The 14536-nt window shown below is 75.1% G+C and carries 15 protein-coding genes; 9 read left to right on the top strand and 6 right to left on the bottom strand.

Annotated elements, in window-relative coordinates; genetic code table 11:
- Positions 1 to 227 precede the first annotated feature (227 nt).
- Both ACYVO2_RS13585 and ACYVO2_RS13580 read right to left on the bottom strand, forming a co-directional pair.
- Positions 228 to 1508: an MFS transporter gene (locus ACYVO2_RS13585; RefSeq protein ID WP_461008000.1), complete on the bottom strand. Its 1281-nt coding sequence runs from the start codon at positions 1506 to 1508 to the stop codon at positions 228 to 230.
- A gap of 237 nt (positions 1509 to 1745) precedes the next feature.
- Positions 1746 to 2057 (bottom strand): cupin domain-containing protein, encoded by a 312-nt coding sequence (locus tag ACYVO2_RS13580; RefSeq protein ID WP_461007999.1) that lies wholly within the window; start codon positions 2055 to 2057, stop codon positions 1746 to 1748.
- 226 nt (positions 2058 to 2283) lie between these two features.
- Here ACYVO2_RS13580 and ACYVO2_RS13575 point away from each other — a divergent pair, with 226 nt between their 5' ends.
- The 4 genes from ACYVO2_RS13575 (at position 2284) to ACYVO2_RS13560 (ending at position 5823) form a co-directional block, all read left to right on the top strand.
- A complete protein-coding gene (locus ACYVO2_RS13575; RefSeq protein ID WP_461007998.1) occupies positions 2284 to 2598 on the top strand; it encodes a hypothetical protein in 315 nt (104 codons plus the stop codon).
- Positions 2592 to 2882, top strand: coding sequence for a hypothetical protein (locus tag ACYVO2_RS13570; protein ID WP_461007997.1), 291 nt, complete (start codon positions 2592 to 2594; stop codon positions 2880 to 2882). The genes ACYVO2_RS13575 and ACYVO2_RS13570 overlap by 7 nt, the downstream gene beginning before the upstream one ends.
- Positions 2883 to 3152: 270 nt before the next feature.
- Complete coding sequence (locus ACYVO2_RS13565; RefSeq protein WP_461007996.1) at positions 3153 to 3926, top strand: class I SAM-dependent methyltransferase; 774 nt, start codon at positions 3153 to 3155, stop codon at positions 3924 to 3926.
- Positions 3927 to 4650: 724 nt separating this feature from the next.
- Entirely contained in the window at positions 4651 to 5823 is a 1173-nt protein-coding gene (locus ACYVO2_RS13560) for an aldose epimerase family protein (protein WP_461007995.1), read from the top strand.
- Positions 5824 to 5893: 70 nt separating this feature from the next.
- On the opposite strand, the gene ACYVO2_RS13555 is transcribed toward ACYVO2_RS13560, so the two are convergent.
- Positions 5894 to 7396, bottom strand: a complete 1503-nt coding sequence (locus ACYVO2_RS13555; RefSeq protein WP_461007994.1) for a glycoside hydrolase family 43 protein — start codon at positions 7394 to 7396, stop codon at positions 5894 to 5896.
- A 201-nt stretch (positions 7397 to 7597) separates the two neighbouring features.
- Between ACYVO2_RS13555 and ACYVO2_RS13550 the strand changes: the two genes are divergently transcribed.
- On the top strand, positions 7598 to 8044 hold the full coding sequence (locus ACYVO2_RS13550) for an NUDIX hydrolase (protein ID WP_461008013.1): 447 nt from the start codon (positions 7598 to 7600) through the stop codon (positions 8042 to 8044).
- A 33-nt stretch (positions 8045 to 8077) separates the two neighbouring features.
- The gene (locus tag ACYVO2_RS13545; protein ID WP_461007993.1) at positions 8078 to 8602 is read left to right on the top strand and encodes a hypothetical protein; all 525 of its coding nucleotides are present in this window, start codon (positions 8078 to 8080) and stop codon (positions 8600 to 8602) included.
- On the opposite strand, the gene ACYVO2_RS13540 is transcribed toward ACYVO2_RS13545, so the two are convergent.
- Positions 8554 to 9609 (bottom strand): GlxA family transcriptional regulator, encoded by a 1056-nt coding sequence (locus ACYVO2_RS13540; protein WP_461007992.1) that lies wholly within the window; start codon positions 9607 to 9609, stop codon positions 8554 to 8556. The genes ACYVO2_RS13545 and ACYVO2_RS13540 overlap by 49 nt on opposite strands.
- A 53-nt stretch (positions 9610 to 9662) precedes the next feature.
- Here ACYVO2_RS13540 and ACYVO2_RS13535 point away from each other — a divergent pair, with 53 nt between their 5' ends.
- Positions 9663 to 10316: an HD domain-containing protein gene (locus tag ACYVO2_RS13535; RefSeq protein WP_461007991.1), complete on the top strand. Its 654-nt coding sequence runs from the start codon at positions 9663 to 9665 to the stop codon at positions 10314 to 10316.
- A gap of 35 nt (positions 10317 to 10351) precedes the next feature.
- Here the strand turns inward: ACYVO2_RS13535 and ACYVO2_RS13530 are convergent, their stop codons facing one another.
- Entirely contained in the window at positions 10352 to 11257 is a 906-nt protein-coding gene (locus tag ACYVO2_RS13530; RefSeq protein ID WP_461007990.1) for an aromatic prenyltransferase, read from the bottom strand.
- Between the two features lie 288 nt (positions 11258 to 11545).
- Entirely contained in the window at positions 11546 to 12391 is an 846-nt protein-coding gene (locus ACYVO2_RS13525) for a LysR family transcriptional regulator (RefSeq protein WP_461007989.1), read from the bottom strand.
- A 123-nt stretch (positions 12392 to 12514) separates the two neighbouring features.
- Between ACYVO2_RS13525 and ACYVO2_RS13520 the strand changes: the two genes are divergently transcribed.
- Together ACYVO2_RS13520 and ACYVO2_RS13515 are read left to right on the top strand one after the other, a co-directional pair.
- The gene (locus tag ACYVO2_RS13520) at positions 12515 to 13414 is read left to right on the top strand and encodes an NAD(P)H-binding protein (protein ID WP_461007988.1); all 900 of its coding nucleotides are present in this window, start codon (positions 12515 to 12517) and stop codon (positions 13412 to 13414) included.
- A 67-nt stretch (positions 13415 to 13481) separates the two neighbouring features.
- Positions 13482 to 14312 carry an NmrA family NAD(P)-binding protein gene (locus ACYVO2_RS13515; RefSeq protein WP_461007987.1) on the top strand — a complete coding sequence of 277 codons (831 nt, stop codon included), beginning with the start codon at positions 13482 to 13484 and terminating at the stop codon, positions 14310 to 14312.
- Positions 14313 to 14536 lie beyond the last annotated feature (224 nt).

Here is a 14536-nt window from a genome sequence, read left to right as displayed (position 1 = left end):
CCGGCTGAGGGGCCCTCAGCCGACCGGAGGGTGTAGCCGTGGCCAAGGCATCGTGAACGCCCAGGGAAACGCGGCTGATCGACCGGCAATTCGGCCCGGACCCCGCTGGGCTCCGCGCCTGGGAGGCCCCACCTGTCGGGCGCCCACTCCCGTGACTGAGCGTGAGGTGGGCCGGGGCGTCGCCTCGTGCCCGCGAGGACGGCCGGCCCGCGGAACCCGAACGGCCCTCACGCGTCGCCGGCCGCGGCGCTCGCCCGGCCGCGGGAGAAGTGGCGGGCGCTCGGCACCAGGGCGGCCGCCGCCGGGGCGGCGAAGCAGGCCAGGGCGCAGGCGGCGAGGACGGGGCGGACGCCGAACGCGTCGATGGCCGGGGCGATGAGGACCAGGCCGGCGGGCGCGAGGCCGTAGGACAGCAGGAAGTCCAGGGAGGAGACGCGGGCCAGCTTGTCGGGGGCGACCTCGCGCTGGGTGGCGGTGAACCACGGGACGTTGAACAGCTCTATGCCGAGCCCCGCGACGGCGTAGGCGGCGACGACCACGGCGGGGTGCACGGGAAACACCAGGCTCAGCGGCGCCAGGCCGTAGGCGGCGAGCCCGGCCAGCGCGGCCCAGCCCTGGGAGCGCGGGCGCCGGCGGGAGATGAGCAGGGCCCCGGCCAGGGCGCCGGCGGTGTAGGCGGTCATCGCCCCGGCGAGCACCACCTCGGTGCCGTACCGGTCCCGGCTGATCAGCGGGAGGGCCACTCCGGTCGCGGAGTAGCCGGTGGCTATGACGGTGGTCAGGGCGGCGAGCCCGGCCATGAACCAGGGGTGCCGCCGCGCCTCGCGCACACCGTCGGCGAACTCGGCGAGGAACCCGGGCCGCCCGGCGCGCCCGGCGGTCCCGGTGGCGGGCGCGCCGCCGGGACCGCGCCCCGGGACCAGGGCGGCGGCGAGCCAGAGCAGCCCGATGCCCAGCAGCAGCGCCCGGGTGTCGAGGAACGCGGCGAGCAGGGCCGTCAGCGCGGGACCCGCCAGGGTGGTGACCCGCACCGCGAGCGTCATGGCCGCGTTGGCCTGCTGCCTGCGGCCGGCGTCCACCACCTCGGCGGTCAGCGCCTGGAACGCCGGCCGGCAGCCGCCCTGCCCGGCTCCCGCGAGGGCGGCGGCAGCGGCGGTGAGCGGCAGGGAGTTCCCGAGCCCCGCGGCGAGCAGCGGCGCCGCCGCCGCGGCGGCCAGCCCGGCCCACAGCACGACGGCCCGGCGGGAGTGCCGGTCGGCCAGCACCCCGCCGACCGGCACCGCGGCGAGGAACGCCACGGTGCGGGCGGCGAGCAGCAGGCCGAGGTCGGCCGCGGTGAGCGTGCGGTCGAGCACCGCCAGACCGAGCACGAACGGCAGCGCCCAGGTGGCGAGACCCGACGCCGTGGTGCCCGACCACAGCCGCAGGAACGCGGGGTCGCGCAGGACGGACCGCCCGGACGGCGGGCCGGTCCCGGAGCCGGCGGCCGGGGCGGGTGGGGTCGGCACGGTGGGGCGCTCCTGTCCTGCGTCGCGGCGGGGTCGTGCGCGGCGTCCCGGCGGCCGGGGACGGCCGGAAGGCCCCGCGGCCCGAGCCGCCGCGCCTCGCCTGACCCGGCGGACCCCGGTCCGCCGCCGCCCGGGAACCGTACCGCCCGGGAACCGTACCGCCCGGGACGGGGGCCGCGGTGGGGGAGCGTGCGGGGACACGGGCGGCGGCTCCACCGCCCCGAGCGACCGCGGCACTCAGCCCCCGCTCGCCGCGTGCTCGACGATGACCAGCGTGCCGTGGCTGCCGGGGCGGACGGCGTGCCGCACCCCCGCCCCGACGACGTACATCTGCCCCGGGCCCACCTCCACCTCGGCGTCGCCGACCAGCAACCGCAGCGTGCCGTCCAGCACCAGCAGCGCCTCCGCCGCCCCATGGGTCTCCGCCGCCAGGGGACGCCCGTCCATCCGCAGCACCTTCACCTCGACGCCCCCGAGCCGCCCCAGCGGGCGTGAACTCCAGGCGTCGGGCAGCTCCGCGGCCGTACCGCGCAGGTCGACAAGGCTCATGGCACACCTCCTGGCGGGCCGTCGCACCGGGGGTCGTGACGAACCGTCGGAGAACGCCCGCGTCGTGATCAAGGGATGCGGCGACGCTACGGCACGGCGGCGCGCCGGTGGTCGACCGTTCGGCAAAATCTCCCGCCGGCACCGTCGCCGCCCGGCCCGCGCCGGAGCAGGATGGAGACCGGACGAGGATGCACCGACCGCCACGCCCCGCACCGGAAAGGACACCATGGCCGCTCGTGTCCGTCTCGCCGCCGCCACCGCCGCGGCGCTGCCCGTCCTGGCCCTCGCCGGACCCGCCCACGCCGACCCCGTGGTCCCGGATCACGCGATCATCGTCTGCCAGAGCGCGAGCTTCTACGCCAACTACGACAGCGCCTCCGGGCCGGTCGGCCTCAAGCGGGTGCTCGGTTACGGCGACAAGGTGGGGCACACCCGAGGCGCCCACCCCGTGTACAACGGCTGGGCCGCGACGTTCGACTTCGGCCCGAACGACTGGGGTTACGTCCGCTACGAGTGCCTGGGCGGGTGGGGCTCGTGGTGACGCGGCGCCCGGCCCGTGCCCTGACCGCCGTGCTGGCCGCCGCGGCGGCCTGGTCCCTGTGGACGGTCGCGCCGGCCCGGGCCGACGGCGGCACCCCCGGGGTCCGGGAGACGGTCTGCGCGGACAGCCTGTACGTGCGCACCGAGCCCGGGGGCGCCTGGATGGGCACGCTCCACCACCCGCAGACCTTCCTGGTGGAACGCGTCTCGGGCGGCTGGGCGTACGGCTTCGCCTACGGTGACGTCAACCGGCACGGCTGGGTGCAGGACGGCTGGTTCTGCTGACGCGGGGACACCCGTGCCCCGCCGCGGGGCCGCACGGCGGAGGCGACCCCGCGGCCGGCGGGCGCCCCCGGCCCGGCGCACTCGGTGCGGGGTTCGCTCTCCCCGCGCTCCCGTGTGCCTCCCGCCGCGGACACCGGCCGGGCGCCGCCTGCCGCCGACCGGCGCCGCGCTGTGCCAGCGTGGTCCTGTCCGCGCTCACCGCTGCTCGCGGCGCGCACCGCCGCCCGCCGTACCGGCAGGGCCGTACCGGCAGAGAGGGGACACGCACGCGTGTCGTCACGACGAACCGCTTCCACCGGGGCCCCGCGGACGGAGGAGACGGCGTACCGGGACGCCCTGCGCCGATTCCTCGCCGGCACCGACGAGAAGGCCGTCACCCACGCCTACCTCGACCGGGTGGTGTCCGAGCTCCCCGCCCGCCGGGTGCTCCTCGACGTCGGCCCCGCCGACGGCACCACCACACGCCACCTCGGCCCGCACTTCGAGCGCACGGTGTGCATCGAGCCCAGCGAGCCCATGCGGCGGGCCCTGGCCGTCGCCTGCCCCGACGCGCTGATCCTGGCCGACCCCGTGCTGCGGGCCCGGCCCGGCGTGACCGCCGACCTCGCCCTGTGCTCCCACGTGCTGTACCACGTCCCCCGCCCGCAGTGGAGGGCGGCGGCGCTGCGCATCCTGGAGTGGACGGCGCCCGGCGGCCTGCTGCTGATCCTGCTCCAGAACCCCGGCAACGCCTGCATGCGCATGGTGCGGCACTTCACCGGCGTCAGCTTCGACCTGGGCGGGCTGGCCGACGAACTCGCCGCGGGCCCGGCCCACCTCGTGGGCGACCTGAGCCTGGACACCGTTCCCGCGCGCTACCGCACCGACGACCTGGAGGAGTTCACCGCCGTGGCCGGCTTCCACGTCAGCGTGCCGTTCCACGACGCCTCGCCCCCCACCCGGGAGGCCCTGCGCGACTACATCCGGCGGCACTTCGCCGACGACGCCGGGGGCTTCACCATGACCCACGAGCAGGACGTCCTGCGCGTCCGCCGCCCCGGCTGACCCCCACCGGCCCTCGCGCCGGACGCCCCCGGCCCCCGCCCGCAGCACTCCCACCCCCCGCCGTGCCCGATATACCGAACGCCGTTCGACCAGCTCACTCGGGATCCTAGGACGGGCCGCCCCCTCCCGCCTAGAGGAGCGCACCCGGTGATCGTCCGCGGGCCCGGGCCGCGGCCCGGGTCCTGCTCGCGTCCGCCCGTCCCCCGCCCGCCGGACCCGCGCGGGAACGCCGCACCGCAGTCGTGGGACGGCTCGAACCCCGTCCGCTCCCGAAGATCCGGCGAGGGCTGCCGAGGGATTGACAGGGCGGATACCGCACCCTAAGTTCGCCGCAACATCCCAGACATCGTCCGACATTTCGAACGCCGCAGACCTCCGACTCCACGCCGCCGTGCGCCTCATGACGATCCTCACCAGGAGGGAACCGTTCCGCCAACAGCCCGTGCCCCCCGCACCCCCCTCCGCCCCACCGGCTGACGCGGCACCGCGCCCTCCACAAGACCGGGCGCCGCCCCCCAGCCCCGCACCGCCGCCCCGCACGGCGGTGTCCGGCCGGCCCTGACCACCTGTCCGATCGCCCGCGCCATGGACGGGCAGCCGCGACGACAGGTCGGGCGCCCCGCGGCCGTGCCCCTCTCCCGGCGTCCGGACCACCGCCCGGGACGCCGACGGCAGCGACCGCGCAGACCTTCCCCAGCACTCTCTTCCGAAGGAGCCGCAACCGATGAGCATGCGCAGACGAACCGTCATCGCCTCCGCCGTGGCGGGCATCGCCGCCACCACCGCCGCCACCGCCCACGCGGAGCCGGCCGGCTCCGCCGCACACGGCGGGCACTCCGGCGACACCCGCACCCCGCGGCGCGAGCCGTTCGGGCAACTGCCCGACGGAACCCGGGTGGACCGCTGGACGCTGGCGCGCGGCGGCACCCGGATGAAGGTCCTCAGCTACGGCGGCATCGTCCAGTGCCTGGAGCTGCCCGACCGCCACGGCCGGTACGCGAACGTCTCCCTCGGCTTCGGCACCCTCGATCCCTACCTGACGGACTCGCCCTACTTCGGCGCCCTGATCGGCCGGTACGGCAACCGCATCGCCAAGGGCCGCTTCACCCTCGACGGCACCACCCACCAACTGCCGGTCAACGACGGCCCCAACAGCCTGCACGGCGGCGACACCGGCTTCGACAAGCGCGTGTGGGACGTCACCCCGTCCGGCCCGGCCACCCTGACCCTGCGGTACACCAGCCCCGCGGGCGAGATGGGCTACCCCGGCACGCTGGCCGTCACCGTCACCTACACCCTCACCGAGGCCGGCGACTTCCGCATCGACTACCACGCCACCACCGACGCCCCCACGGTCGTCAACCTCACCAGCCACATCTACTTCAACCTTGCGGGCGAGGGCAGCGGCACCATCGAGGACCACGAGCTGGCCGTCGCCGCCTCCCGCTACACCCCCGTCGACAGCACGCTCATCCCCACCGGGGAGCTCGCCCGGGTCGGCGGCACCCCGTTCGACTTCCGGCGGTCCCAGCGGATCGGCGCCGGCCTGCGCAAGAGCCACCCCCAGCTCATTTACGGCCAGGGCTACGACCACAACTTCGCCCTCGACAAGGGCAAGACCGCCACCCCGCGGCGCGCGGCCGTCCTGCGCGACCCCGCCTCGGGCCGCGTCATGGAGATCGCCACCACCGAGCCGGGCCTCCAGTTCTACAGCGGCAACTTCCTCGACGGCACCCTGACGGGCACCTCGGGCAGCACCTACCGCCAGGGCGACGCCCTGTGCCTGGAGACCCAGCACTTCCCCGACTCGCCGAACCAGCCCTCCTTCCCCAGCACCGTCCTGCGCCCCGGCCAGACCTACCGCTCCACCACGCTCCACACCTTCTCGGCCGGCTGACCGACGGCCCCCGCACCCGCGCGGCAGGCGCGCGGGTGCGGGGGCCGCGGCGCGGCGCCGGGCCCGCCGCTCAGTGGCCGAGCGGCTCGTAGTCGAACCAGTCGACGTGGACGGTGCCGGCCGCGGCGTACATCCCGACCACCCGGCCGGTGAAGCCGCCGGCCACCTCGGTGGACAGGTACCGGCCGTCGAGCGCGGCGAGTTCGGCGAACCCGCCGTCCGGCTCCTCGAAGCCGAGGGAGAGGGTGTCGGGGCCGGTACGGGGGTCGCCCACCTCCCCGGTGGCGGCCACCTCGATCCTGAGCACCACGGGCCCGGCGGGCACCGCCCGGGACGCCACCACGGTGCGCAGCGGGCCGACGCGGGCGAGCACGCGCACCTCGCCGGCCGCCACCTCGACGTCGTAGTGGTGCCGCTCGTCCAGACGGACGGCGAGGCCGCCGCTCCCCTCCGCCGGGTCGAGCAGGGCCCGCACCCGGCAGGACAGGTGCTGCTGGCGCCGGCCGACGAACGTCACGTCCGGATCGTCGAGCGATCCCCCGCGGGCGTGCAGCGTCAGCCAGCCGGGCCGGTCCCCGGTGGTGCAGGTCTCCGCGGAGCGCAGGCGCGGCGAGATCCAGTGCGCGGCGAGCCCACCGCGGTCGAAGTCGTCCCGGACCGGGGCGGCGGCGCCCGGCCGCAGCGGCCACGGCGGCGCCGGCATCTCCAGCGACAGCCCGTCGACGACCGGCCAGCCGTCCACCCAGCGCACCGGCGTCAGGAAGGTCTCGCGGCCGAGCACATGCCAGCCGGGGGTGCCCCCGAGCGGGCGCACCCCGAGCAGCACCATCCACCACGAGTCGTCGGGCGCCTGCACCAGGTCCGCGTGGCCGGTGTTCTGCACGGGGTGGTCGGTGCCGCGGTGCGTCAGGATCGGGTTGTGCGGGCACGGCTCGAACGGGCCGTCGGGCGTGCGGGCCCGGGCGACGGATATGCCGTGGCCCCGCTCGGTGCCGCCCTCGGCGATGAGCAGGTACCAGTGGTCGCCGATCCGGTACAGGTGCGGCGCCTCCGGGGCCTTGGCGCCGGGCGAACCGGACCAGAGGCGGCGCGGCGGACCGAAGGACCGCCCGGTCAGGGGATCGATCCGGATCTGCTCGATCCCGGAGTAGGTGCACCAGCAGTTCCCCTCGTCGTCCCAGGCGAGATCCGGATCGACGCCGGGGACCCCGGACAGCCGGACCGGGTCGGACCAGGGGCCGGCCGGGTCGGTGGCGGTGCTCAGCAGGTGGCCGCCGTCGTGCACGTTCGTGGTGATCAGCCAGAACCGGCCGTCGTGGTGGCGCAGCGTGGGCGCGTAGACCCCGCCGGACGACGGCGTCCCGGGCGGCAGGCGCAACTGGCTCGGCCGTTCCAGGGCGTTGCCGATCTGCGTCCAGTGCACCAGGTCCCGGCTGTGGAAGACGGGCACGCCGGGGAAGTACTCGAAGCTGGAGCACGCGAGGTAGTAGTCCGACCCCACCCGGCAGACACTCGGATCGGGGTGGAATCCGGGCAGCACGGGATTGGTGACGGTGCTGGGCGTTGCGGGCATGCGCGACACACCTCCGGGATGGCGGCCGACGGCGGCGACCCGAGGCGCCCACCGCACGAGCGCACCCCGCCAACGCGGCCTGAGCAGCGGGAAACGCCCGCCATTCTGGCATCCCGCCCCGGCGGCGCCCTGCCGGCCTGGGCGGGAGCCACCGCGCGGAACACGGTTCACGGAAGGGCGCCCCCGGCCATAATCGTCCCCATGACCGCCTCGCCGCGTGACTCCGCCCTGGCCGCGTACGAGTTGCTGCGGCGCGAGCGCCCCGAGCTGTTCCGCAACGACGAGGAGAGCGGCGGGATCGACATCCTCGAGCCGCCAGGCGCCGCCGACCCTTCGGAACCCCTGGGTGTGGTCTACAGCGACGCCTGGATCCGCGTGGTCCGCGACCCGGTGCGGTTCCCCGACGGGCGCGTGGGCGCCTATGTGCGACTCCTGAACGCCACCGAGGCCCCCGGGGTGGCCGTCCTTCCGGTTCTCGGCGACAGGGTCGTGCTGCTGGAGAACTACCGGCACGCCACCCGGTCATGGCGGCTGGAGATTCCCCGGGGGTTCGGCACCTTCGCCCTGGGCCGCGCCATCGGTCTGGCCTACGACCGCACCGCCACCCTCGCCTTCACCGCGGCGGGCAGCAACTTCGAACCCCGCTGACGGCCGCTCTCCGTACGGTGTGATCATGGGGGGATGACGAACGGGGATGCGAACGGCCCGGTGGCGTGCCCCGGCTGCCGGACGTGGGAGAACGTGCCGGTCGCCGAGGCGCGTCGGGACAAGCGGGGACGGCGCGACAAGCTGGAGACCAGGCTGGCGTCGGCTCCGGAGGACACCGGCTTGGGCCTCATGCACTTCTGCGAGGGCATGGTCTTCGCCGTCATGGCCGGAGCCGGGGGGAAGTACCTCGCCGACGACCGGGACCTGCCGTGGCTCACGGCCGTCGGCGTCTTCGTCGGCGTGCTCATCGCGGTGGCCACGGTCGCCATCGTCCGCGGTGAGGCCCGGGACGCGCGGCGGGTCCGCGCCGGAGCCGCCCAGGCGGCCGCCCTCACCGCGCAGGCGCGCTACTGCTGCACCTGCCGGGGCGTGTTCCACCCCTCGGGGCACCCGTGGCCCGGAGTGGTGACGCCGGAGCAGTACCGCCACCACGTGTGGACGGCGGCCGGCTACGGCGACCGGCTCGACGGGGAGGCGAAGGCGGCCGCGCGGTCCTGAGCCGCTCCGCCGCCCCGGACCTCCGGGGCGGCGAAGGCCGAACGGTAGGCGGTGGGGGAGGTCCCCAGGGCCCGGCGGAAGTGCAGCCGCAGATTGGAGGGGCTGCCCAGGCCGCACCGCTCGGCCACCTGGTCGACGGTGAGCCCGGTGCCCTCCAGGAGTTCCCGGGCCCGGTCGAGGCGGGCCGCGAGCAGCCATTGCAGCGGCGTGGTGCCGGTCTCGGCGAGGAAGCGCCGGGCGAAGGTCCGCGGCGCCATGTGCGCGTGCACGGCGAGCCGGCGGACCGTCAGCGGCTCGTGCAGGCGCGCCAGCGCCCACGCGCGGGTGGCGGCGAGTGAGGCGCCGTCGGTGGCGGCGGCCAGCGGGCGCCTGATGTACTGCGCCTGCCCGCCGTCGCGGTGGGGCGCGGCGACCAGGGCGCGCGCCACCTGATTGGCCGTCCTCGCCCCCAGGTCGCGCCGCACCAGGTGCAGGCACAGGTCGATGCCCGCCGCGACACCGGCCGAGGTCAGCACCCGCCCCTCGTCCACGTACAGCACCCGCGGATCCACCGTCACCCGCGGATGCCGCGCCGCCAGGTCGTCGGCGTACAGCCAGTGGGTGGTGGCCGTGCACCCGTCCAGGACGCCGGCGGCGGCCAGCGCGAACGCGCCGGTGCAGACGGACACCAGCCGCCGGCCCCGGGCGTGGGCGTCGGCCAGGGCGTCGAGCACGGCCGCGGGCACCTCCCGCAGATGCGGCGTGTAGCCCGGGACCACCACGGTGTCCGCGCTCCGCACCGCCTCGAGCCCCGCCGCCACCGTCACCGCGAACCCCGCCGCCGTCGGCACCGGTCCCGCCGACCGCCCGCACAGCGTCATCTCGTACGGCCAGCCCGGCAGCGCGGTGAAGACCTGGGCGGGAATGCCCAGGTCCAGGGGCAGCACACCGTCCAGCGCCAGCACCGCCACCCGGTGCGGCGCGCCGCCGGCGTCACCACCGGCGGCGGGGGCAGTTTCCTCTCGCATCCCGGCAATTCTGCCACTGTCACGCGTGGACGCCGCCGCCGAGCATGGAGATCATGAACGACGCGATGACCACCGGCGTCCCGCCGATCCCCGACACCCCCGTCGCCCGCCGCGCCCTCGCGCTGGTGCGTGAGACGGAGTCCGTGGCGACCGCGAACCACAGCGTCCGCGCCGCCCTTTTCGCCCGCCTGTGCGCCGATCACCGGGGCGCCGTCCCCGGCCGGGACTACGACCCCGAACTGCTGTTCCTGGCCGGCGTCCTGCACGACATCGGTCTGAGCGAGGCGGGCGACCGCCGCCAGCGCTTCGAGGTGGACGGCGCGGACCTGGCCGCCGAGTTCCTCACCGGGCAGGGCCTGCCCACGGCCGACGTGGACGCCGTGTGGGAGGCCATCGCCCTGCACACCTCGCCGGGCATCGCCGAGCGCCGCGGCACACTGTGCACGCTGGTGCAGACGGGAACCGCCATGGACTTCGGGATCGGCACGGACTTCGTCGACGACGCGACCGGCGCCGCGATCCACGCCGCCTATCCGCGGCTGTCCATGGCGACCACCCTCACCGACGAGATCGTCGCCCAGGCGCGCCGCCGCCCGGAGAAGGCGCCCCGCTTCTCCATCGCCGCCGAGCTGCTGCGGGAGAGGTCCACGCCGCCCCACACGACGTGGCTGGAGACCAACGCCGACGCCGGGCGCTGGGGCAACTGACCGTCAGGGAACACGCCGAACGGCGGTGGCCGACGTCATAGCTCTTCGACGTCGTCGAAAGCCACCAGCAGTTTCCGCGTCTGCGGCGGAAGCTGGTAGTAGGAGCCGATCTTGTAGTACTCCCCGTCGGGCGACCACGTGACGCCGTAGACGAGCATGCGCTCGCCGGAGTACGCGTACGGAGCGTTTCTCGCGAATTTCTCGACCCTCGGCTCGATCGGGGCGGGAAGCGCCGACGGGTCCAGCGTTATCAGGTCGCGGCCGGGCGGCACGGCGAAGCAGATCCGCTCGACCTTCGCGGAATCCCAGTTGAGGGTGGCGTAGATCGCGAACGATTTCCGCGCGAATGCCAGCATCTGCTCATTCGGCTCCGGCAGCCCGATCTCGTCGAGCATCGACAGGATGGCCTTGGGCTCCAGGCATTCGGCGGGGAGCTTGCCGAAGTACACGTTGACGGTTCTCTGCTGGTAGTCGATGCCGAGCATCGTGACTCTGTCGTCGAGACCGTGGCGCGCGAACAGACCCACGTTCTCGGCCACGCTGCGCGGCATGGACGGGATGTCGGCGAGCTTCGACAGCACCTGGAGGTCGTCGTGGGGAAAGAACGTGTATATCTTCTTGAATCCGCCGACGACTCCGCAGTCCACGGCGTAACCGCCGATGGCGCATCGTTCCTGGACGTCCGAGAGCAGGGCGCCGACGGGATGGTCCGTCTCCGCGACGAGGCCGTTCGACAGGGCGAGGGCGTACGGGTCGTCGCCCCCCGCGGGCACCGTGATGGTGTAGTCGAGCTCTCCGGCGTGGCGCTCGTCGGTCGCCACGCTGAACACGATAACGGCCTCCGGGAGTGCGTCCCGGTACACGTTCACAACCGGCTGGACCTCGTCGCGCGAGCAGGCGATGTCCAGCAGTCGAGTCGATTCCTCGACGGCTGAATACACAGCTTCTACTTCAGCGGCTCCGGACATAAATCCCCCATGTGTCGACTACCGCTTTTTGAATCGGGAGAATCCGCGATCCATCTTCCTCGAACCATAGCCTGTGGCCAACGATTTCGCCAGTATGTACTTGAAAGTAGAATGGAGTAATTCATTCCGGTGAATTTTGAGGCGGTCATGTCGAGTTCACCGGCATGCCGGCGGCGCCGGGCACACCGGGGCGGAATCGGTGACCGCCGCTGGTGGGAGCGCCGGCCGCGGCGCGGGCGGACCCCGCCGCCGCGCGGGCCGTCAGCCCGCCCGCCGTCCGCGCGCGGCGTCGGCCGCGGCCGTGGCGGCGCGGACGAGCGCCGCCGTGGCCATCGAGCGGGAGTACTGCGGCCAGGCGATGACGAGAACCGCCGCGGGTGCGTCCGGGACCGGCCGGTAGACCACCCCCGGGCGCGGATAGCGGGCGGCGACGGAGGCGGGCAGCAGCGGGACCAGCTCGCCCAGCGCGACGAGGGTGAGCAACTGCGCCAGGTCGCGGGCCCTGCGGTGGGTCTCCTCGAGGTACCCGTGCAGGTCGCCGGGGCGCAGGTTGAGGTCGGCGAGGGCCACCCGGTCCCGGGCGGCGAGCGGGTGGGCGGCGGCGAGGGCGGCGACACGGGGTTCGGTGGCCAGCGTCTCGGTGTCCAGGCCGGTGCCGTCGAACGGCTCGTGGACCAGGGCCGCGTCGGCCTCACCCAGGCGCAGCAGCCGCGGCTGCTCCTGCCACCCGCACAGGCGGACGGCGACCGGTACCGCCGCCGGCTCGGACGCGTGGCGCGACAGGATCGCCTCCAGCAGCCCCGCGTCCCCGTCGGCCTTGACGGCCAGGACCAGCTTCCGGTCCGGGGCCGCCGCGCGCTGCGCCCGCCGCCCGGCGGCGTGCAGGGCGTCCAGGGCGATCCTCGCCTCCGCCAGGAGCACCGTCCCGGCGGGGGTAAGCGCCACGCTGCGGGTGGTCCGCTCGAAGAGGGTGACGCCCAGCTCCGCCTCCAATCGGCGGATCGCGCGGGACAGGGGCGGCGGGGAGATGCCCAGCCGCTCGGCGGCGCGGGCGAAGTTGCGCTCCTCCGCGACGGCGACGAAGTAGCGCAGCGGGCGGGACTCCACGATCTCCCCCTCCGATCGGTATTGCCCTGAGGGTAACGAGCGGGAGCGGATCGGTCCTTCAGTTCGGCCCCGCCGGGCGGCAGGCTCGACGGCGTTCCCCGCAGCGTCTCCTGAGGAGTTGCCATGATCGTTGTCACCACCCCGACCGGCCGGATCGGCCGGCAGGTCCTCGACCGCCTCCTGGACGCCCCCGGCGCCCCCGACACCCCCACGGGGATCCGGGTGATCGCCCGTGACCCCTCCCGCCTCTCGCCGCCGGTGCGCTCACGCGTCGAGGTCGTCCGGGGATCGCACGCCGACCCCGACGTGCTGGGGAAGGCGTGCGCGGACGCCGACCGCGTGTTCTGGCTCGTCCCCCCGGCGCCCCGGGCCGACAGCGCCGAGGGTCACTTCCGCGCCTTCACCGAGTCGTTGTGCGAGGTGATCGGACGCGGGGGCGTCGAGCGGGTCGTCGGCGTGTCCACCCTGGGCCGCGGCATCGCGAAGGACGCCGGGCTGATATCGGCGTCACTCGCCATGGACGAGGAGATCGCGGCCACCGGTGTGCACTACCGGGCCCTGTGCCCGCCCTTCCTGATGGAGAACCTGCTGGGCCAGGCCGAGTCGATCCGCGACGCGGGCGTGTTCCACCTGGCGCTGCCCCCGGAGCGGGTGCTGCGCACCTGCGCCACCCGCGACATCGCCGCCACGGCGGCCCGGCTGCTGCTCGACGCGTCGTGGACCGGCCGGAACGACGTGCCGCTGGTCGGCCCCGACGACCTGTCGCCCGAGGGCATGGCGCAGGTCCTCTCCGAGGTGCTGCACCGTCCGGTGCGCGTCCGGCGGTCCGGCGTCGAGGACCACCGGGCGGTGCTGCTGCGCGCCGGGGCGAGCGAGTCCTGGGCCCGGGCCCACGCCGACATGATGGACGCCCTGGCCGTCCAGGACTTCTACGGCGCCGCCCAGCCCAGCACCCCCGGGTCGGCGCCCACCGGCTTCCGCCAGTGGTGCCGGGACGTCCTGGTGCCCGCCGTCGCGGCCTGAGCGCGGGCGGCTTGACCTCAAGTCCGGTTGAGTTCCTAGCGTCGTCGGCGACGAGAGGGAGACGACTGTGACGACACTGGTTACGGGTGCCACCGGGAACACCGGCCGGCACGTGGTGGCGGAGCTGGTCCGCCGGGGCGAGCGGGTCCGGGCGCTGACGCGGGATCCGGCCGCCGCCGAGGGGAGGCTCCCGGCCGGGGTGGAGCTGGTGGCCGGCACCCACACGGCCCCCGAGACGCTGGACGCCGCCCTCGCCGGCGTCGGCCGCCTGCACATCACCGTGACGGCGGGCCTCGCCGAGGTCGGGCCCGAACTGGTGCGCCGGGCGGTCGGCGCGGGCGTGCGGCGCATCACCGTGGTGTGGGGCGGCTGGGTGGGGCCGGTCGAGCAGGCCGTGGCGGACTCGGGCGTGGAGTGGACGCGCCTGGAGCCGCAGGAATTCATGTGCAACACGCTCACCTGGGCCGAGTCGATCAGGGCCGAGGGCGTCGTGCGCGAGCCGTACGACTTCCCCAGCGCGCTCGTCCACGAGGCCGACATCGGCGCGGTGGCGGCGGTCGCACTGCTCGACGACGGCCACGCGGGACGCGCCTACAACCTCACCGGGCCGCAGTCGCTGACCCCGCGCGAGCGGATCGCGATCCTGTCCCGGGCGATCGGCCGGGACATCGCCTTCCTCCCCATCACGCACGAACAGGCCATCGACAGGCTGATGGCGACCGGCGTGTCCCGGGCGGACGCCGAGTACGTCATCGGCTGGTACGCCGCTCCCACCGACGACTCCACGACCGTCGTCGACACCGTCGAGCAGGTGACCGGCCGCCCGGCGCGCACGTTCACGCAGTGGGTGGCCGAGCACGCGGAGCGCTTCCGCGCGCCCCGGGTCGCGGCCGGGTAGACGAGGGGGGTTCCCGGCGTCCGCCGGGCGGCGGTGGGACGGCCGGACGGCCGCCAGCATCCGGCCCGACCACGGCCACCGCCCCGGCCGGCCCGCGCCGCGCCGGCCCCTCGACCCTCCGCGACCACCCTCCCGGATCCGGTCATCCGGTGACCCGCGGGTCCCGCCTCGGTAAAGTGGGCCCCAGGCCGAGGCGGCCGGCGATGTGGTGCCGCGGGGATGTC

The organism is Streptomyces capparidis, assembly GCF_054782095.1.
The sequence above is the reverse complement of the archived record's forward strand: the minus strand, read 5'-3'. Positions and strand labels throughout refer to the sequence as shown.